The sequence below is a fragment of the Olsenella sp. HMSC062G07 genome (assembly GCF_001811895.1).
Taxonomy (GTDB): Bacteria; Actinomycetota; Coriobacteriia; order Coriobacteriales; family Atopobiaceae; genus Olsenella_F; species Olsenella_F massiliensis.
Window position 1 is genome coordinate 1 of record NZ_KV806926.1, and the last position, 19,555, is coordinate 19,555.

Genomic DNA, 19,555 nt, shown 5'->3' on the forward strand with positions numbered 1-19,555 from the left:
ATGTCGGTCTTGATCATGCCGGCCATCGTGTTGATCGTGTTGACCATGGTGACGGGGTCGCTTGCCAGCACCTTCTTCATGACGGCCATGATCACGGCACGTTGATTGGCGGCGCGGTACAGGTCACCGTCGCCGTAGGCGTCATAGGCGTGACGCGCGCGGGAAAGAAGCGCCGCCGTCCGGCCGTCGATGGTCTGCTCGCCCGCCGGCAGGTCAAGTCCCGTGTACTGAGGGTCTTTGACGGGGGTGGGCAGGTTGACGGTCACGCCGCCGACGGCATCGACTGCCTGCGCCATGCCGTCCATGTCAATCTGGGCGTAATGCGAGATGCTCACACCCGAAAACTGCGAGATGACCTGGGTAGCGTAGGCGGGACCCCCAAACGCGAACGCGGCGTTGATCTTCTGCTCGCCGTATGATCCCAGGTTGACTAGGGTGTCGCGATGGATGGACACCAGCGTCACCTTCTTCTCCTGCGGGTCAACGCGCGCGAGCATGATGGAGTCGGAGCGATACGCGCTGTCGCTGGACCCGTACTCAGGGCCCTCCGAACGGCCCTCGTCCTTGTCGATGCCCAGAAGCAGCACGTAAAACGGCCTACCTGCCTCCGTGGACGTCAGCGCGGAGGAAAGGTCCGGGCTCAGGCCGCCGGTGAGCTGGGTGTTGATGTGGTAAACGTAAGCCGCCATGGCCGCGCCCGCTAGCACGATGAGGGAGGCAAGGGTGATGAGGATGTTGCGGGCGACCTTGTGACGCCTCCGCCTGATGCGCTTGGCCACGTAGTGGTCAACGGATGCCGATGCGTTGCGGGAGAGCGTCGCGGACTTTGCGGCGAGGTCGCCGTTGCCATGAGTCTCTGTGGGGGTCTTCTTGTGGCGCGCCACGATGTGGTCCCTCCATCGTCATGTCTCACCATGTGACCTGGTAAGAGAAACGGCAGGACATATGCATAACTAATAAATAATAGGCTTATTGAACAATCCTCGCACGAAGTTCATAAAGGGCGGTCCGCGGCGCGTGTCCGCCGATCCAGCGCGGCACTGCGTGCCTCCAGGCAGCGGGCGGCAGGGCATGTTCCCGGACCCAGACGACAGATCTGTTCGCCAGGTCGCGGACGGCGCTTCTTGTCCCCCGAACGACGGCCGGGCGGTATCATGGGTACGGAGCAGTGAACATCCGAGGCGCGCAGAGTCTGCGGCGCGGGGGCCAAGCCCTGTGCCGACCGGCTTGCGCCTCTGGCAGAGAGGCAGCGTCCATGCAGAACTCCAGACCCACCCAACTCGTCGCCGTTCTCGACTTTGGCGCCCAGTACGGGCAGCTCATCGCCCGGCGCGTCCGCGACCTGCAGGTATACTCCGAGATAGTTCCCTGCGACATCTCTGCCGAGGAGCTTTGCGCCCTGGCTCCCAGCGCCATCATCCTGTCGGGCGGCCCCGCCTCCGTGTATGCCGAGGACGCCCCAACGATGGACCACAAGATCTTTGACCTGGGCATTCCGGTGTTCGGCTTCTGCTACGGACAGCAGATCATGGCCGTCACCCTGGGCGGCGCGGTGGGTCATACCGACAAGGGCGAGTATGGCCCCGCCGAGCTCCACCGCAGGGGAAGCTCGCGCATCCTGGACGGGACGCCCCAGGACCAGACCGTGTGGATGAGCCATCGCGACGCCGTGAGCCGGGTGCCGGAGGGCTTTGCGGTGACCGCCTCCACGGACGCCTGTCCCGTTGCCGCCATGGAGGACGCGTCACGCCGGCTCTTTGCCACGCAGTTTCATCCCGAGGTGCGCCACACCGCCTGCGGCATGACCATGCTCGAGCACTTCTTGTTTGACGTCTGCGGTCTTTCGCGCGCGTGGAACATGGACAACATCATCGAGGAGAAGGTCGCGCAGATTCGCGAGCAGGTGGGTGCCAAGAAGGTGATCTTGGCCCTCTCGGGCGGCGTGGACTCCTCCGTCGTGGCGGCGCTCGTGCACCGCGCGATAGGCGACCAGCTCACCTGCGTCTTCGTGAACCATGGCCTGTTGCGCAAGGGCGAGCCCGAGATGGTGGAGGAGGTCTTTCGCGGGCAGTTCAACGTGCCGTTGGTGCACGTGCATGCCGAGGAGCGCTACGGACGGCTGCTTGCCGGCGTGAGCGACCCCGAGGAGAAGCGTCGCCGCATTGGTACCGAGTTCTGGAAGGTCTTCTTTGACGAGGCGCAGAAGATCGGCAACGTGGAGATGCTGGCCCAGGGCACCATCTATCCCGACATCATCGAGTCGGGCGCGCGCAAGACGGGCGGGAAGGCCTCCACGATCAAGAGCCATCACAACTTGATCCCGTTTCCGGAGGGCGTGCGCTTTGACCTCATCGAGCCGCTGGACCACTTCTTTAAGGACGAGGTCCGCGAGCTGGGCATCGCGCTGGGGCTGCCTGCCAAGATGGTCTGGCGCCAGCCCTTCCCCGGTCCGGGCCTCGCCATTCGCATCATCGGCGAGGTGACGGCCGAGAAGCTTGCCATCCTCAAGGACGCCGACGCCATCGTCCGCGAGGAGCTGGACGCCTATAACGCGCGGCTGTTCGAGGAGACGGGCGAGCGCAACTCGGAGCATAGCTGCTGGCAGTACTTTGCCGTGCTACCCGACATCAGGTCCGTGGGCGTGATGGGCGACGAGCGCACCTACCGTCGTCCGGTGATCGTTCGAGCGGTGGAGTCGAGCGACGCCATGACCGCCGACTGGGCCAAGCTGCCCTATGAGGTAATCGGGCGCATCTCCACGCGCATCGTCGGCGAGGTGGAGGGCGTCAACCGAGTGGTATACGACGTGACGCCCAAGCCCCCCGCGACGATTGAGTGGGAATAACTAACGAAACCCGCAAAGCCTTGAAAACACTGGGCTTTTGGAACGGAAACGGGGCATTTGATAGCAAATTGATAGCAGATACCAAAACCGGATTTACTTTGTTCACTCCCGTATAGCGGGTGGCTTGCGGGTAAATCCTTCATATCCTAAGAAAAAGGTCTTGCTGACTTTCACCAGTCGGCAAGACCTTTTTTGCTATTTGTCTTTTCTCTGTTTCTTCAATCCTTTTATCAGAGCATCGCTTAATTCCTTCGAGGGGACTTTGGCCCACCGCTGGGTGGTGTCGTACTTCGGGTAGTTGTAGCGCCAGCGGTCATAGTCCTCCTTGGTGATCTCCCCGGCCTCCAGCTTCGCCGCCTGTTCCCGCCACGCAATCAAGATTTTGTTCAGCTCACTGGCTTGACGGCCTCCCTGAAAAATATCTGCTTGCAGGCAGGCACGTCCATCCGCCTCTACCACTTTCAGACTGTAAACATCCTCCAAGGCGAACAGCGTATGGGCCAAACCTATGTAGTTGTCTATGTCCGGGACGCTCAACGCCTGGGGCGATACATCTAATGTATGCGCCAGGGCAGCGGTCAAGTCGGCTTTCGGCGTCCGGGTGCCTGTTTCGTACTGTGCCAGACGAACATCGGCGGAACGCTCTGGAAAGCCCACCGCCATACCAAGATACTTCTGTGTCATACCCCGGAGGGTGCGGAAAAAATGGATGCGCTCTCCTATTGCCATAAATGCCAACTCCTATCTGGTGGTTTCTGTCGAAAGTAGTATAACATATTCGCTTAGTAACAGTCAAGAGTATCTTAAACAAAAAAGTTAAAAATTATTCCGCAAGCCACTTGACAAAGCAAATTTGCTTAGTTATAATAGATTAAGCATAAAGGCTTAGTCCTGGAGCCGTGAAAGGAGGTGAGCGCACAATGGCAAGCACCATGTTCATGCGGGTGGACGAGGTAGCGGAGGAATTAGGGGTTTCTGTCCCCTATGCCTATAAGCTGATTCGTTCTATGAATGCGGAGTTGAAAAAGACGGGCTGTATTACCATTTCAGGCCGCATCGACCGCAAATTCTTCCACGAAAAATTTTATGGCACAAGAGGCCGGAGCGAAAGAAGTGATTAACCTATGGCGGCGTTTAAGAACAAGGCCAACGGCACTTGGTACGTCCAGTTCCGCTATACGGACTGGAAAGGAGAGCGCCAGCAGAAGTTAAAGCGTGGCTTTGCCACCAAGAAAGAGGCCCAGGCGTGGGAACGGGAGTTTCTGATGCAAAAGCAGGCCGATGTGAACATGACCTTTGAGAGCTTCGCCCAGCTCTATGAGAAGGATATGAAGCCTAAGCTGAAACTGAACACCTGGTTGACAAAAGAGAGCATCATCCAGAAGAAAATCCTGCCGTATTTTGGAAAAAGGAAATTGTCGGAAATCACCGCCAAGGACGTGATGGACTGGCAGAACGCGATCCGAGGGTTGACGGACGCCAAGGGAAAACCCTATTCCCCTACCTATCTCAAAACCGTCCACAATCAGTTAAGTGCCCTCTTTAACCATGCTGTCCGCTACTACGGCCTCCAGGTCAATCCTGCGGCCAAGGCCGGGAACATGGGGGTGGAGGAACGGCGTGAAATGCTGTTCTGGACGAAGGATGAGTATCTGAAATTTGCCGACGCCATGATGGACAAACCCCTCTCCTACTATGCCTTTGAAATGCTCTACTGGTGCGGTATCCGGGAGGGGGAACTGCTGGCCCTCACCCCAACAGACTTCGACTTTGAGGCGGGTACAGTGTCCATCAGCAAATCCTATCAGCGGCTCAAGGGCAAGGACGTGATTACCACCCCCAAGACGAAAAAGAGCAACCGTGTCATTAAGATGCCCCAATTCCTCTGTGGAGAGATGGAGGACTACTTAAAGACGTTTTACAGCACCGGGGTAAATGAACGGATTTTCCCTGTCAGCAAGCACTATCTCCACCATGAAATGGACAGGGGTGCGAAAGCGGCGGGAGTGAAGCGGATCAGGATTCACGACCTCCGACATTCGCACATTTCCCTGCTGATTGATATGGGCTTTACCGCCCTGGCAATCGCTGACCGGGTAGGGCATGAGAGTATCGACATTACCTACCGCTACGCCCATCTGTTTCCTACAAGGCAGACGGAGATGGCAGACAAGCTGGACTTTGAAAGGATGGGAACGTAACCATGTCACTGAAAAACCGAGACAACAAAAATCGCTGGAGGAACAAGACCGTGGCCTTCCGGGTATCCCCGGAGGAAGATGAACAGATTGAGGCCGCTGTGCGGCTCTCTGGCCTGACGAAGCAGGACTACATCACCAAGCGGCTCCTGTGCCGGGACGTGGTAGTGCAGGGCAATCCCAGAGTGTATAAGGCCCTGCGGGACGAGCTGGCCGCTGTGCTGACCGAGCTGCGGCGGGCCGGGGACGGGGCCAACGTGCACGGCGAGCTGCTGGACACCATTCGGATGATCGCCGCTATCATGGGCGGCATGAAGGAGGATTGATAGATTGATGGATTCCAGAGAAACGAAAAGGACTGTCCCGGTTCCGTCTGTTGGCGCAGACGGGGAACAGCCCAATTCTCAAACAACTACCCCAAGTATAGCAGAGGAAGGGGCGGAAAACAATCCCCCTGAGAAAAATTGCCGAGAAATGCTGCGGAAAATGCAGCGCATGAACGACCCGGCGTATCTCCCCACGATTTCCATGAACGAGTTGTACGAGAACGTATATCAGAGCAGACCGCCCGTCATTGACGGTCTGCTCTATCCGGGGACGTACCTCTTTGCGGGAGCGCCCAAGGTAGGCAAGTCGTTCCTGATGGCCCAACTTGCCTACCACGTCAGCATGGGCCTCCCTCTGTGGGATTTGTTAATTGTAATTCACTAAGCACTTTCCTTGCTTCCAGTCGTGCAACACAACACCCCCACAGAATCCGGCAGCAGCGCCGCGCAGCGGGACAATTGCCCCAGGCTGCACCAGCGATCGGAGGGCTACCGCGATGATTCCTGAGGACAACGTGCTGATCGAGGAGTTCCTCGCCAGCAGGAACCTGACAGCGCGCTCGAGGGAGGACTACGCCTACACGCTGTCCCTCTTCGCCGACCACCTGGAGGGCAAGGGGGGCCTCCTCGCGGCCGAGCCCGCCGACTTCGACGACTGGGCGGGTCGCCTGGCGGCTTCGACCTACAACTGCTACCTCGGCATCGTCAGGCCCTTCTTCAAGTGGTGCCTCGTCGAGGGCTACTGCGACGCGCTGCCCATCCTCACGATGCGCAACCGGCCCAAAGCGGCGGCGTGGAGGCGCAGGAAGCTGACAGACGATGAGGCCGAGGAGGCGATCTCATCGCTAACCAGCACCCGGGACGTGGCCATCTGCAGGCTCGCCCTGCAGTGCGGGCTGACCCCCACCCAGATAGAGCTCCTGGACGTCGGCGCGCTCGTGAGCGGGCCGGACGGGCCCGTCCTGAGCTGCGCCCCCAGGAAGGGCGCCTCGGGCCGGGCCCTCGCCATCGCGCTCGACTCCGCGAGCGCCTTCGTCGTCGCGGCGCAGGTGCGCGCGCGGACAGAGCAGGGCGCCGCCGCGGGCGACCCCATGTTCGCCTCCCTGTCGCCTCGGAACAGGGGCGGGAGGCTCACGCAGAGGTCGATCCTGCGCGTGGTGAGCAGCGCCCTGTCCTCGATAGGGCTGACCTCGAGGGACGTCGAGGCCTCGTTCGGGGCCAGGACGAGGGGAGGGCGGAGGCGCTGCCTGGTGCCCTGCCCGAGCTGCGCCGCGCTGAACGGGCGCTGCCCGCTCGAGTAGGGGCCCCGCACCCGGGGGAGGACCGGAATGCTGCAAGAAGACGAGGCGCTGATCGACGGCTACCTGGACTCGCTGTCGCTGACCGGCGAGTCGCCCCGCTGCTACCGCGACCACATGAGGCTGTTCGCAAACCTCATGGAGCCCAGGGGCGGCCTGGCCGCGGCGTCCCCCGGCGACGTCGCAGAGTGGCTCGAGGGGTCGGCGCCGGCAACGCACAACAGCCGCCTGTCCATCCTCCGCTCCTTCTACCGCTGGCTCTCCGTGGAGAGCTGCCTGCCCCTCAACCCCATCAGCACCATGAGGAACCGCAGGGCGGTGCCGGTGCGGGAGCGCAGGCCGCTCTCGCGCAGCGAGGCAGAGCGCGCCGCGTCGTCGGCCCCCGACGAGAGGGACGAGCTCGTCTGCAGGCTCGTGCTGTGCTGCGGGCTCAAGCCGGCCGAGGTCACGGGGCTGTCCGTCCGCGACGTGTCGGAGACAGTCCCCACGCAGGTCCTCTGCGGCCCTGTGGGGCGGTGGGGGAGGCGTCGCCTCGTGGAGCTCGACGAGGCGACAGGAGGGCTCGCCAGGAGGGCGGCGGAGAGGCGCGCCGCCTGCGGGGCCGGGCCGCTCGAGCCCCTCGTCGCCTCGCGCTCGAACAACAACCGGGGCGGCAGGGTGACCACCCGGACGGTGGGTGACATAGTCAGGGGCGCGCTGGCGGCGATCGGCACCGCGCCCGGGGACGTCTCCGCGCGCGGGGCGGGCGGGCGCCGCCAGGGATAGAATACCCGCAGGCACGCACACCGCAGGGAGCGACCGACAGGAGGGCGCGATGCTAGTGAGGGACCTTATCCGCCAGCTCGAGGAGTTCGACGAGGACGAGGTGGTCGCCGTCGACGTCGTGTTCCCCCAGATCGACTGGGCGGTGCGCGACTACCCCTTGATGGTCGAGCTCAACGACGACGGCCAGCCCGCCCTCATCGTCACCGTTGGTGAGGGGCAGTTCGACTTCCCCGACGTCCTCCAGAGGCTGAAGGCGCGGGTGGACGCCATCCCGGAGTGGGCCATCCACCCCGTCGCGCACCGATAGACCCCCGCCCGGCACCGCGCCGCCCCGGCACTTGCGAGAGGGCGCGGGGCGGCCCATTGTCTCGGCATGCCCGCAAAGCAACCGAGAGAAAGGGGCGCCGACATGGGCAAGGACAAGAAGAAGCGCCGGAAGCTGACACTCGACGACAGGATATGCATCGAGGCGGGGCTGGCGAGGGGGCAGAGCATCTCCGAGATAGCGCGCTCGATCGGCAGGTCTCCGTCTGTAGTGGCCCGCGAGATCAAGAGGAACTGCACCTCGGACCCCAAGCACAACGTGGTCCAGCCGAGCAGGAACCTGTGCATCCACAAGAACGCGTGCACCGTGATGGACCTGTGCGGGAAGGGGTGCCTCCAGGGCTGCCACCGCTGCAGGTCGTGGCTGTGCAACTCCCTGTGCCCCGAGTACCAGGCCGCCGAGTGCCCGCGTCACTCCAAGCCGCCGTACTGCTGCAACGGATGCAGCATGAGGCTCGGGTACGGATGCGACTACCCGTACCGGTTCTACGAGGCGAAGGCCGCCGACGACGCCGCGAGCGACCGTGCCAGCGACAGCCGCAGCGGCCTCGACTGCACGGAGGAGGAGTTCGCCAAGACCATCGAGATCGCGCGCGACGGCCTCAGAAACGGGCAGAGCCCAGAGCACATCTGGCACGCCCACCCTGGCGAGATGGCGTTCGGGCCCAGGAACTTCTACAAGCTCCTCGAGAACAAGGTCATCGTGGACATCACCAACCTCGACCTGCCTAAGAAGGTGCGCTACAAGCCCCGCAAGAAGGGCGGCGCACGCTCCGACGGCGGCATCCCCAAGGAGCTCCTGGCAGGCAGGCGCTACGACGACTACGAGAAGCTCGACGAGCAGACCAAGGCCAGCGCCGTCGAGATGGACACCGTCGAGGGCAGGCAGGGCAAGGACAGGCAGTGCCTGCTCACGCTGATGATCAAGCGGATCGGGTTCCAGATCATGATCCTGCTCCCGGACAAGACGGCCGAGAGCGTCGTCAGGGCCCTCGACGTCCTCGAGGCGCTGATGGGAAGGAGCACCTACGCGAGGCTCTTCCAGACCATCGTCACGGACAGGGGCACTGAATTCAGCAACGCGATCAGGATCGAGACGGGCCCGAGCGGGGAGAAGCGCTCCAGCGTCTACTACTGCGACCCACGACAGTCCCAGCAAAAACCGCATGCCGAGAGGAACCACAGCGAGATCAGGCGCGTCCTGCCCAAGTACAGGAGCAACTTCGACGCGCTGAGTCAGCGCGACGTCTCCCTGCTCATGTCGCATGTGAACTCCTACATGAGGAACGCCCTCGGGTGGGCCTCGCCGATAGCTCTCGCCAAGGCGGTCTTTCCCCAGGGGACGCTGGAGGCGCTGGGCGTGAGGGAGATCGACCCTGATCTCGTGAACCTCACGCCGATGCTCATCCCGCACGCGATCGTGAGGCAGTAGGGCCCGGCAAGGGCGCCGCGAGGGATCGGGGGCACAGGCCGGAAGCCGAAAAATGATTTCTACAGCCGCTCTGGCCGGGGCGGCGACAGGGGCGTTTTGGCCCGTCGTTTTTGCTTGCAGTCGTTCAATCATGGCGGCAGGCCTCTGACCTGCTGTTTCTATGCAGCATCCCGCGTGCACAAACATGCGAGTCGCCATATCCGTTGAACAAGTGCAAGCAAAGGAAAACGGCTCGGCAACGTGTTGTTTGAATGACTGCAAGCAAAACCCCTGGTAAAACGCACAACCATGTGCTTAATGGAGTTCAATTGACCCCTCTGTGGGATTATCCCGTTCACAAGGGGACTGTCCTCTATCTGGCGTTGGAGGACGATCACCGACGCTTGCAGGAGCGGCTTTACCGGATGTTCGGCATGGACGGCACCAACGACCTTCTCTTTTCCATCTGTGCCAAACAGGTTGGCGCTGGGCTGGAGGAACAGCTAAAGCGATTTGTGCAGGAACACCCCGACACTAAGCTGATTATCATTGACACCCTCCAGAAAATCCGGGAGGCTGGCGGGGATAAGTACAGCTACGCCAACGATTATGAGGTGGTGGAAAAGCTGAAACGCCTCGCTGATGCCTGCGGCGTCTGCCTCCTGCTGGTACATCACACTCGGAAACAGCAGGCCGATGACAAGTTTGATATGATCTCCGGCACCAACGGACTGTCGGGAGCGGCGGACGGGGCCTTTCTTCTTCAGAAGGAGAAGTGGACGGATGACACCGCCACCTTGGATGTGGTAGGACGTGACCAGCAAGACCAGCGGCTCTATCTCACCAAGGACAAGGAACACCTAACGTGGACACTGGAGCGTATGGAAACGGAGTTGTGGGTAGAACCCCCCGACCCGGTGCTGGAAGCCATAGCCGCTTTTGTAACGGCGGAAAGGCCGTTCTGGTGCGGTACTGCCACGGAGCTGGCAGCGGCCCTGCAAGTGGATATGAAGCCCAACGCCCTGGCGATGAGGCTGAACGTCCGGGCCAGCAAACTGGCGGCAGAGTATCACATCCGTTATGAGAACACCCGTACCCACGCCGGGAGAAGCATCAGCCTGACGCTGGAGCCTCCCCAGGCGTGACGACCGTGACGGCTGTGACAGCTTTTTTGAGAGCGGGGGCGGTGTCCAAAACATCGTCACGGTCGTCACGGCTGTCACGGAGAGCGGCCCAACCCCCACCGCAACCCAGCGGAGCGGTTGCGGTGGGGAGAGGAGGGGCAAGGGAACGGAGTGAGGGATGGCCGCAAGGCCGTCCCGAATGGAGTGGACTTTGCCCCGACGAGGTGCAGGGCGCCCTTTTCAAAGGGCGGCCCTGCTGGGGGAGGCAACCGCAGTTGCCGAGGGCAAAGCCCCCACACCCCCTCGGAGAGCCCACGGCACTTTGCAGTCCGCAGGGATGAAAGTGTCATAGTGGGTTATTACACTTCCCGCAGGAAGTGCCTCCCCGAATCCCCGTTCTCTTTCAACAACCAAACATCTGAAACAGGAGGATTTTTGCCTATGGCGAGAGGCGACGGTATTGATCGTACCAACGCAAGAAATATGAGGCTGACCGAAACCAAGATCGGCAACACCCAGCAGCACAACGAGCGTGAGAAGGATTCCTATATCAATCAGGACATTGTACTGGAGCGGACGCCGCTCAATGTCCACTTCAAAACCCCGTCCGCCGGGTATCGGGAGATGTTCTCCCAAATGGAGGCCGATGGTGTGATCTCCACCCGTGGCATTAAGGCGGACGCATTTCGATACGGTGAGTTGGTCTTTGATGTGAACTCCGCCTACTTCTACAATCACGGCGGCTATGACTTTGCAAAACAATTTTACACCGACGCATACAAATCCGCAATCAAAATCGTAGGCGGAGAGCAGTACATTTTGTCGGCGGTCATGCACGCCGACGAACGCAACCGGGCTATGTCCGAGGCGCTGGGAGAGGACGTGTACCACTACCACCTCCATGTGGTCTATATCCCGGTGGTGGAGAAGGAGATACGATGGACAAAGCGGTGTAAGGACAAATCCCTGGTGGGCAAGGTCAAAGAAACCGTTATGCAGGTCAGCATGAGCAAAAAGTGGGCGTCCCGGCCCGCAGTAGACGAGGCTACCGGGGAGCCATTACGAACAGCAAAGGGCAAGCCTGTGCTGAGAAAGTCGTACAGCGTCTTGCAGGATGATTTCTTTCAGCAGATGCGCTCCGCTGGCTACACGGACTTGGAGCGTGGAGAGCGTGGCAGTTCCGAGGAACATCTGACGGTCACGCAGTTCAAGGTGAAGTGTGAACAGGAGCGGCTTGCACAGCTTCAGGAGGCGGCTGTGCTGGCCCAGGCCGAGGTTGACCGAAAGAACAGGGAGGCGGCAGCTGCCGAGAAGAAAGCGGCCCAGGCCAAGGCCAAACTAAACGATGTGGCCCCCATGCTGAAAGGCATGGAGAAGCTGGCGGAGGAATTTTCCAGCGACCCGGAACAGGTCTTGCCAGAAGCGGGACCGCTGGAATCGGCCAGGGCCTACCGGGAGAAAAAGGCCAAGCCCTTATGGGCGAAGATCGTCAAGGTACTGCGATCTGTCTACCGGGCCTACTGCGACCTCAAATCCAAATTTGAGCGGCTGCAAGCGGACTATGGCCGGGAGGTCAGCAAAAATAGTTCCCTGTCAGAAAGGATTTACGAGGTCTGCGCCGAGCGAGACAGCCTAAAGGGAAAGGTCAGAGACTATGAGCGGGTCAGGCGGGCCATTGGCACGGAACAGGCGGACAGAATATTAGAGGCCGCTTACCAGCAGGAACAGGCTGAAAAGGAACGGAAACGGGCCGCAAGGCAAAAAACAAGGGTAGGCGCACGGTAATCACCAAAACCGGAGGGTGTTCCAGTGAATGCCCTCCTGATTTATTTGGGGAATCGGGTAAAATAATTTCTTGTTTTTTAGAGCGTACTATGATATACTGCTATTATCCTGATTTGAGGAGTCTACCAAATATGCGGCAAGGTATTCTTAAATAAAATTTGATAATGGGCGCAAAAATGATTGCCCCTTGCAGGGGCTTAGTTTTTGTACCCAATTTAAGAATACTTTTGCCTTTTTAGTAAATATCGTGACGGACAGCGGCTCATGTAAGCCGTCATACTTCTGTTTGTCCGAAGTCATGATCCCCAGCGGTAAAAGTATTAGCCGCTGGGGATTTTTGCGCCCATTTGGGCCTTGTATGGAGGATAGACATGAACATTATCAATATCGGGATTCTTGCCCATGTAGACGCTGGAAAGACAACCTTGACGGAGAGCCTGCTATATGCCAGCGGAGCCATTTCAGAACCGGGGAGCGTCGAAAAAGGGACAACGAGGACGGACACCATGCTTTTGGAGCGGCAGCGTGGGATTACCATTCAAGCGGCAGTCACTTCCTTCCAGTGGCACAGATGTAAAGTCAACATTGTGGATACGCCCGGCCACATGGATTTTTTGGCGGAGGTGTACCGCTCTTTGGCTGTTTTAGATGGGGCCATCTTGGTGATCTCCGCTAAAGATGGCGTGCAGGCCCAGACCCGTATTCTGTTCCATGCCCTGCGGAAAATGGACATTCCCACCGTTATCTTTATCAATAAGATTGACCAAACTGGCGTTGATTTGCAAGGCGTGTATCAGTCTGTTCGGGATAAGCTCTCCGCCGATATTATCATCAAGCAGACGGTGTCGCTGTCCCCGGAAATAGTCCTGGAGGAAAATACCGACATAGAAGCATGGGATGCGGTCATTGAAAATAACGATGAATTATTGGAAAAGTATATCGCAGGAGAACCAATCAGCCGGGAAGAACTTGCGCGGGAGGAACAGCGGCGGGTTCAAGACGCCTCCCTGTTCCCGGTCTATCATGGCAGCGCCAAAAAGGGCCTTGGCATTCAACCGTTGATGGATGCGGTGACAGGGCTGTTCCAACCGATTGGGGAACAGGGGAGCGCCGCCCTATGCGGCAGCGTTTTCAAGGTGGAGTATACAGATTGTGACCAGCGGCTCATCTATCTGCGGCTATACAGCGGAACGCTGCGCCTGCGGGATACGGTGGCCCTGGCCGGGAGAGAAAAGCTGAAAATCACAGAGATGCGTATTCCATCCAAAGGGGAGATTGTTCGGACAGACACCGCCCATAAGGGCGAAATTGTCATCCTTCCCAGCGACAGCGTGGGATTAAACGACGTATTGGGGGACGACACCCGGCTTCCTCGTGAAAGGTGGCGTGATGCCCCCCTCCCCATGCTGCGGACGGCGATTGCGCCGAAAACGGCAGCGCAAAGAGAACGGCTGCTGGACGCTCTTACTCAAATTGCGGATACTGACCCGCTTTTGCGCTACGAGGTGGATTCCATCACCCACGAGATCATTCTTTCTTTTTTAGGCCGGGTGCAGTTGGAGGTTGTTTCCGCTTTGCTGGCGGAAAAGTACAAGATTGAAACAGCGGTGAAGGAACCTACCGTCATTTATTTAGAGCGGCCGCTCAAAGTGGCCAGCCACACCATCCATATCGAGGTGCCGCCCAACCCGTTTTGGGCATCCATCGGGCTGTCTGTTACGCCGCTCCCGCTTGGCTCTGGTGTACAATACGAGAGCCGGGTTTCCCTGGGATACTTGAACCAGAGTTTTCAAAACGCTGTCATGGATGGTATCCGTTACGGCCTGGAGCAAGGCTTGTGTGGCTGGAACGTAACGGACTGTAAGATTTGCTTTGAATACGGGCTTTATTATAGCCCGGTCAGCACGCCGGCGGACTTTCGCTCATTGGCCCCGATTGTATTGGAACAGGCATTGAAGGAATCAGGGACGCAGTTGCTGGAACCTTATCTCTCCTTCACCCTCTATGCGCCCCAGGAATACCTTTCCAGGGCTTATCACGATGCGCCGAAATACTGTGCCACCATCGAAACGGCCCAGGTAAAAAAGGATGAAGTTGTCTTTACGGGCGAGATTCCCGTCCGCTGCATACAGGCATACCGTACTGATCTGGCCTTTTACACCAACGGGCGGAGCGTATGCTTGACGGAACTGAAAGGGTATCAGGCCGCTGTCGGCGAGCCGGTCATCCAGCCCCGCCGTCCAAACAGCCGCCTGGATAAGGTGCGCCATATGTTCAGTAAGATCACTTGATACACCACAGCGAGGAAGGTTATTGTATTTCCCTGTCTTTCGTGGTAAAATGTAGTTGTAAACCACCAGAGAAACCAATCTAATTTTACCGTTGATAGCCATTTTCTTGATAGCCAAATGATAGCAAAAGTTCGGCAAGCCCATAGGATAAGGATAATAGGTATCAGGAAAAATCAAATGGTATCAAATCCCCCAAACAAAAGCGTTTAGAATTAAGTTTCATTTTGCGAGTGGGAGTAGGACGACAGGGTTCTGACCTGCGATTTTGAGTGCCGCACTATGCCGCTGAGTTTCGTTTCGTACGAGAGTCATGACAAAGCCACCAGCGACGGAGATGAGTAAAAGCGATTAAAGAGCCTCCGTTCCCTGCGTTGGGACGGAGGCTCTTTCTTTGCCGTTTTACTCCCTTGTCTCCGTTCGGGGATTATTTCTTGCTCATTTAGGGCTATTCGCGCTGAAAGATTTTGACTAGCTTGGTGTCCTTTATTTCGTAGACAATGTCTGCGACGTTCTCGACCAGCCTCTTATCGTGGGAGACGAACACTATCGTTCCGGCATAGGCGCTCATCATCTGCTCGAGGGCTTCGGCGCTCTTGATGTCCAGGTAATTTCCAGGCTCGTCCATGAGCAAGGTGTTGTATCTGCCCAGCAGCATCTTCGCGAGTAGCAGCTTGATGACTTCGCCTCCCGAGAGAACGCCAACGTCCTTTGTCAGGTCGCGCGGTCCGATTCCCATAGAGGCGAGGATGCCTCGAATTTCGGTCATGCTGTACTCGCAACCATCCTGCATGAACGAGATCGCAGACTGACGGGCGTCGAACTTGTAGCCTGTTTGCTCGAAGTAACCGATCTCTGCCTTGGGAGAGATGTTGATACCGTCAGCGCGTCGAGCGATTGCCTTCAGCAGGCTGGTCTTTCCTGTACCGTTGCCACCGGTGATGGCCACTTTGGCACCGAGCGGTATCTCGAATTTCGCGTGGTCATAGAGCATGCAGTTGCCGAAGCTCAAGCTGAAATCGTCTGCCGAGATGGGAAATTTACTATGCAGTTCCAGGGCCTTGCTCTGGCGGAACCGCACGGCGCGAATGCTATCTGGGGCCTCAATCCCTTCGAGCGCTTCGAGGCGCTTCTCCATGTCCTTAGCCGCCTGGTACATCCTCTTCTGTTTGGTGCCGGTTGCTTTCTGATGCCCCAATCGACCTGCATACTCGTTGCTTTTTTTCGCAGCCTTCCGCTTGGCGTCGACCTGCCGTGCTTTTTTCCGTTGTTTTTCGATGGCGGCTTCGAGGCGATTGCGCTCGCGCATCGCCTCTTCGTATCGAGTCGCCTGAGCTTTGCGCTCTTCTTCTTTCTGTCGCAGATAGTCGGAGTAGTCACCCCAGAATTCGGAAATACCGCCGTCTTTGAGCTCCCAGATCTTGTCTACCACCTGGTCGAGAAAATGACGGTCATGGCTCACGATGAGCAGAGCCCCATCAAATGCCTTGAGTTGTCCGACGAGAAGGCGGATGCCGTCTTGGTCGAGGTGGCTCGTAGGCTCGTCGGCGAAGATCGCGCTTGCATGCTGGGAGAGTGCAGAGGCAATCTTGGCGCGTGTTTCCTCCCCGCCGCTCATCGTCTCCTGCGCCACTCCGGCGACGTTGAGACGGGAGAGCATCTCACCACTGTCCTGAGCCGCATCAAGGTCGAGTTCATCGAGTTGGCCGATGAGGGCAATGCTGCCGAAGCGCCTGACGTCGGCGTCCGCAATGGTAAGATTGCCGCTCAGAATTTTAAGCAGGCTGGTTTTGCCTGCGCCATTGTCTCCCACCAAGCCGATGCGATCGTAGGAGTAGATTTCCAACTCTTCGATATCCAGGATATCGCGGCCGGCATATTCCAAAAAGATGTCTTTAGCTTTGACTATGAGTTCCATAGGTTGAACCGCCTTTTGTGTATTAGCCTTTTACTGGAAGCGCAGCCATGCCAAAAAAGATTGCTCACGTCGATTTTTCGCCTTTGCCCAATTGCCGGCGCGAGCGTTTTGACCTTGCGCAAGCCGGCAAATCCGAAAATGATAGTTGGCGACGAATAAGGAGCGCGATGTGGGATGTCGGCGCAATACCTCGTCGTCGCAAGGGCTTGAAGGCTGACGCGTGAACCGATGGCTGCCGCCTCTTTTTTTCGAATACTTGGGCTATTGAATCCGCCCGGTATCTCTTTTCCCCACGTTTCGGACGCTCGGAGCAAGCAGCATAGCCATCGCAAGCAGTACCATGGTCGCTCCAGAGCCGACGAACCATAACGGAGCTCCAAGCAGATCCGCAAAAACGGAGGGGGCCGCGAGGCCCATGGGCATGGCCCACGCCATGATGGTTCCGTAGAGGCCGAAAACGCGGCCTAGGTACTCAGGAGGTATCTGCTCCTGCATAAGGGCAGTCTGGGTTCCCGCGTACAACGGGGAGCATGCGCCCATAAGAAAGCTCGCCGGTAGGAAAACGGCGAACAGCGACGGGCCGATCAATCCGGATGCGATTGCGACGACGCCGAAGCCGGCGATCGCGGCGACCATGGTGAGCGACCTATTGCGGAACCCTCCCGTGGCCGCCAAAATGCCGGACCCAGCCAGCATGCCTGCGGAGAAAAGGACCTCCACCAAAGCAGCATCCCCCGTGCTACCGCCAAAATGTCCCAAGGTCATTATTGGGAACAATGCCGCGAGTGGGGAGAACGCGAAAGCGAAGACGAACCCGCACCAAAGAAGGGCGAACAGCCCCCTGTATCCCCTGATCAGCTTGTAGCCGTCCGAAATCTCAGAGAAAAGTTCTCGAACTTTATTGGAAAAGGACGAGCTGCGGTCGGCTTCGTCGAGTCCTCCTGCGTCTATCTGAGCGGCGAGGACAGCTAGAGAAGCGAAAAGCGCCCCCAGCACGTCGAGGGCAATCATGGCGGTAATGCCCGCCACAGGATAAATCACTGCCGCGAGCGCGGCGCCAAGAATGTATCCAGCGGACTGAATCGCCTGCATCACTCCCGATAGGCGAACGAGATGCTCTGGCGGGGCGAGATGGGGCGTGAGGGATTGGGAGGCCGGCGTGTAGAACGAAGTGCCAGCTGCGCGGAGAAACAGGGCGATGAGTATTGACCACGCAGGTAAGCTGCCGGCCAACGAGGCAATCGCCAAGGCGGCGCCCACCGCGGCAACGAAGAGGTCGGCGCCGATGAGAACACGTTTCAAAGGCAGCCTGTCGACAACGGCGCCCGCAAGGACTCCGAACAAAGCAATCGGCAGAAAGCCTGCTAACGATGCCAGGGAGAGGAGGGAAGATGATTCTGTCGTGAGGGCGATATGCCAAATGAGACCCATTTGGAGAATCAAGCTCGTCAATGTCGACACGAGCTCCCCGCCCCATACGAAACAAATCTTAAATTGCCATGAATGGCACAGCGAAACAGACCTGCGCCGAGAGGTTTCAAATATCATGGTTATGTCCAATCGTGAAATGGCGTGCAGAAAAACAACGCGACGCCACAACAGCGCCGCTTTCTAGGCGCTCATCCACGTGCGGAAAAGACCAACCACGACACCCCTCCTTTGTTAATTCGGTCTGGCAAACCATGTAATATTAACGAGGCTTGAGTTTGCCTGTCAAGAATCGACCATCGGAAAGGGCAATCCTCTCTGGCCATTCGATTCCTTTTGTATCTTTGGTTGCATAGGTGACCCGCCAGGGCTATTACGCGTGGAAGAGGCGCCTGCCGAGCTGGCCGATGAGGCGCTGAAGATGGCCCTGGTCAGGCGAAACGATCCCAAGGGATGCGTACATCATTCGGATAGTAAGAATGTTGCCAGCAGGTTTTGCGGCAACCGCAAAGGAGCCGTATCCTGCAGCTGGAATCACGTTGCAGCATCCTGACCCGCATTCCGATTGGCGGACGGCCCGCTTCGGCATCCTGACCAGCACAGCGATCGAGCCTTGTCATTCCTTGGATATGCCGGTTGCTCGGGGCGGTCCCGACGGAGGCCCTCGCCTCCCCGGTCCGTGACCCAAGAAGGGCAAGCATGCTGATCTGCATGGCTGGTTCCTCCTTTATGTAAACGACCATGCAAAGAAGGGACAACCGAGGAGGCAGGTTACTGATGCGGGCTCCCGCACGCCCATGACTACCCGACGGGCTGTTTTTCATCTCCGATGCCCGCATTGCAGCATGAACGAATGTGCCTCGACATCTCTGCTGGCATGGTACGACTGGGATCGCACCTCGACGCATCCTTGCGCATACTGCCTTCCAAGTTTCGAAACCGGGAAGGAAAGTGTATGTGAGCGACGATATCGGCGCCGATTCGACGCTCGAGAGGGAGATTGCGCCGATTCTATCCATCGGGGATGCATTCCCGAAGATTCTCATCACTCGCACGAGGCATGAGCCCCATACCCGGGAGGGCGTGCTCGTGCTGAATTTCGCGAGGTGGCTGCTTGGCGGGTAGGGTTCTGAACGTCGCATTGGGATATCGCGCGACAGGGCACGCAGGGCTGTTTGTGCCCGCACGGGAAACGCCGTCGCCATGCGGGCGGCCTGTCGTGTCCGATTAGCCTTTTGCTAAACAGGCTTACGCCAACTCATGGGCAAGCCACCTGAGACTATTCACTTTGCTTATCGTTGACAAAGACCTGTGGCCTGCGGTTTTGTGAACGGCTCGTAAGCCACCCGCGTCGACTCACTTACTGTTGAAGCTGGTGGTTTGCAGGCTCAAAGGCGGTTGAGTTTCAAAACGGGCGTTTTTCGGCGATATCGAGCCTCCAAAGGCGGCTCTCCGTGCCCCTTGGGACAAAAATAAAAACTCAATACTCTGAGTTTGAAAATGGTTTTTGAAGTTGTCCCAGCTTTTGTCCCCGAAGCCGATGAAACGCGACGTCGCGTCATTCAGCGGCACTCACTTCGAGATGCCGCCGAAAACTGGGTGCAACTGGAGTGACGAGACGGCAAAACTATAACCACCGAGTGGGAATAGTAATAGAACATTTGTTCTTGTTTTTCATACGGTTTCTAGCGGTTCCGATGGCGACCGATGACGACGTTTCGGAACCGCCGCACCTGCAAGCCGCATGATTCCAAAATCAGACAGAAACTCACAAGGCTCCTCGAGAAAATCGAGGAACCTTGTCGTTTCCGCAGGTAAACGCATGGCAAGATGCCATCCCAGGAC

General features: G+C 58.4%; 17 protein-coding genes. 13 read left to right on the forward strand and 4 right to left on the reverse strand.

From position 1 onward, the window contains the following. Positions 1–884 (reverse strand): LCP family protein (locus HMPREF2826_RS00030; RefSeq protein WP_246824619.1); only part of this gene is annotated, 884 nt, incomplete at its 3' end. A 371-nt stretch (positions 885–1,255) separates the two neighbouring features. On the opposite strand from HMPREF2826_RS00030, the gene guaA reads away from it, so the two are divergent. Next, the gene (gene guaA / locus HMPREF2826_RS00035) at positions 1,256–2,845 is read left to right on the forward strand and encodes a glutamine-hydrolyzing GMP synthase (protein ID WP_070637882.1); all 1,590 of its coding nucleotides are present in this window, start codon (positions 1,256–1,258) and stop codon (positions 2,843–2,845) included. Between the two features lie 195 nt (positions 2,846–3,040). Here guaA and HMPREF2826_RS00040 read toward each other — a convergent pair whose 3' ends face one another. Beyond that, a complete protein-coding gene (locus HMPREF2826_RS00040; RefSeq protein ID WP_004221664.1) occupies positions 3,041–3,574 on the reverse strand; it encodes a helix-turn-helix domain-containing protein in 534 nt (177 codons plus the stop codon). 191 nt (positions 3,575–3,765) lie between these two features. On the opposite strand from HMPREF2826_RS00040, the gene HMPREF2826_RS00045 reads away from it, so the two are divergent. The 11 genes from HMPREF2826_RS00045 to tet(W) all read left to right on the forward strand — a co-directional run bounded on the left by HMPREF2826_RS00045 (position 3,766) and on the right by tet(W) (position 14,367). Next, positions 3,766–3,966 (forward strand): MerR family transcriptional regulator, encoded by a 201-nt coding sequence (locus tag HMPREF2826_RS00045; RefSeq protein ID WP_070637885.1) that lies wholly within the window; start codon positions 3,766–3,768, stop codon positions 3,964–3,966. Positions 3,967–3,969: 3 nt separating this feature from the next. Beyond that, on the forward strand, positions 3,970–5,046 hold the full coding sequence (locus tag HMPREF2826_RS00050; RefSeq protein ID WP_070637888.1) for a site-specific integrase: 1,077 nt from the start codon (positions 3,970–3,972) through the stop codon (positions 5,044–5,046). Positions 5,047–5,048: 2 nt separating this feature from the next. Next, positions 5,049–5,369, forward strand: coding sequence for a plasmid mobilization protein (locus tag HMPREF2826_RS00055; RefSeq protein WP_070637890.1), 321 nt, complete (start codon positions 5,049–5,051; stop codon positions 5,367–5,369). Between the two features lie 160 nt (positions 5,370–5,529). Continuing rightward, positions 5,530–5,754, forward strand: coding sequence for an AAA family ATPase (locus HMPREF2826_RS09505; RefSeq protein ID WP_210388929.1), 225 nt, complete (start codon positions 5,530–5,532; stop codon positions 5,752–5,754). Between the two features lie 112 nt (positions 5,755–5,866). Beyond that, complete coding sequence (locus HMPREF2826_RS00065; protein ID WP_070637898.1) at positions 5,867–6,670, forward strand: tyrosine-type recombinase/integrase; 804 nt, start codon at positions 5,867–5,869, stop codon at positions 6,668–6,670. A 27-nt stretch (positions 6,671–6,697) separates the two neighbouring features. Beyond that, entirely contained in the window at positions 6,698–7,432 is a 735-nt protein-coding gene (locus tag HMPREF2826_RS00070; protein ID WP_070637901.1) for a tyrosine-type recombinase/integrase, read from the forward strand. Between the two features lie 49 nt (positions 7,433–7,481). Next, positions 7,482–7,739, forward strand: coding sequence for a hypothetical protein (locus tag HMPREF2826_RS00075; RefSeq protein WP_070637904.1), 258 nt, complete (start codon positions 7,482–7,484; stop codon positions 7,737–7,739). A 102-nt stretch (positions 7,740–7,841) separates the two neighbouring features. Then, entirely contained in the window at positions 7,842–9,188 is a 1,347-nt protein-coding gene (locus tag HMPREF2826_RS00080) for an IS30 family transposase (protein WP_070637907.1), read from the forward strand. A 251-nt stretch (positions 9,189–9,439) separates the two neighbouring features. Further along, on the forward strand, positions 9,440–10,312 hold the full coding sequence (locus HMPREF2826_RS00085; RefSeq protein WP_083307141.1) for a helicase RepA family protein: 873 nt from the start codon (positions 9,440–9,442) through the stop codon (positions 10,310–10,312). Positions 10,313–10,642: 330 nt separating this feature from the next. After that, positions 10,643–12,076, forward strand: coding sequence for a plasmid recombination protein (locus tag HMPREF2826_RS00090; RefSeq protein WP_246824620.1), 1,434 nt, complete (start codon positions 10,643–10,645; stop codon positions 12,074–12,076). Between the two features lie 371 nt (positions 12,077–12,447). Next, positions 12,448–14,367 (forward strand): tetracycline resistance ribosomal protection protein Tet(W), encoded by a 1,920-nt coding sequence (gene tet(W), locus HMPREF2826_RS00095; protein WP_070637913.1) that lies wholly within the window; start codon positions 12,448–12,450, stop codon positions 14,365–14,367. 445 nt (positions 14,368–14,812) lie between these two features. Here tet(W) and abc-f read toward each other — a convergent pair whose 3' ends face one another. After that, positions 14,813–16,282 carry a ribosomal protection-like ABC-F family protein gene (abc-f, locus tag HMPREF2826_RS00100; protein WP_070637916.1) on the reverse strand — a complete coding sequence of 490 codons (1,470 nt, stop codon included), beginning with the start codon at positions 16,280–16,282 and terminating at the stop codon, positions 14,813–14,815. Between the two features lie 261 nt (positions 16,283–16,543). Further along, positions 16,544–17,830 (reverse strand): MFS transporter, encoded by a 1,287-nt coding sequence (locus HMPREF2826_RS00105; protein WP_051479427.1) that lies wholly within the window; start codon positions 17,828–17,830, stop codon positions 16,544–16,546. Between the two features lie 837 nt (positions 17,831–18,667). Between HMPREF2826_RS00105 and HMPREF2826_RS09200 the strand changes: the two genes are divergently transcribed. Continuing rightward, positions 18,668–18,835, forward strand: coding sequence for a hypothetical protein (locus tag HMPREF2826_RS09200; protein WP_157966984.1), 168 nt, complete (start codon positions 18,668–18,670; stop codon positions 18,833–18,835). Positions 18,836–19,555: the final 720 nt, after the last annotated feature.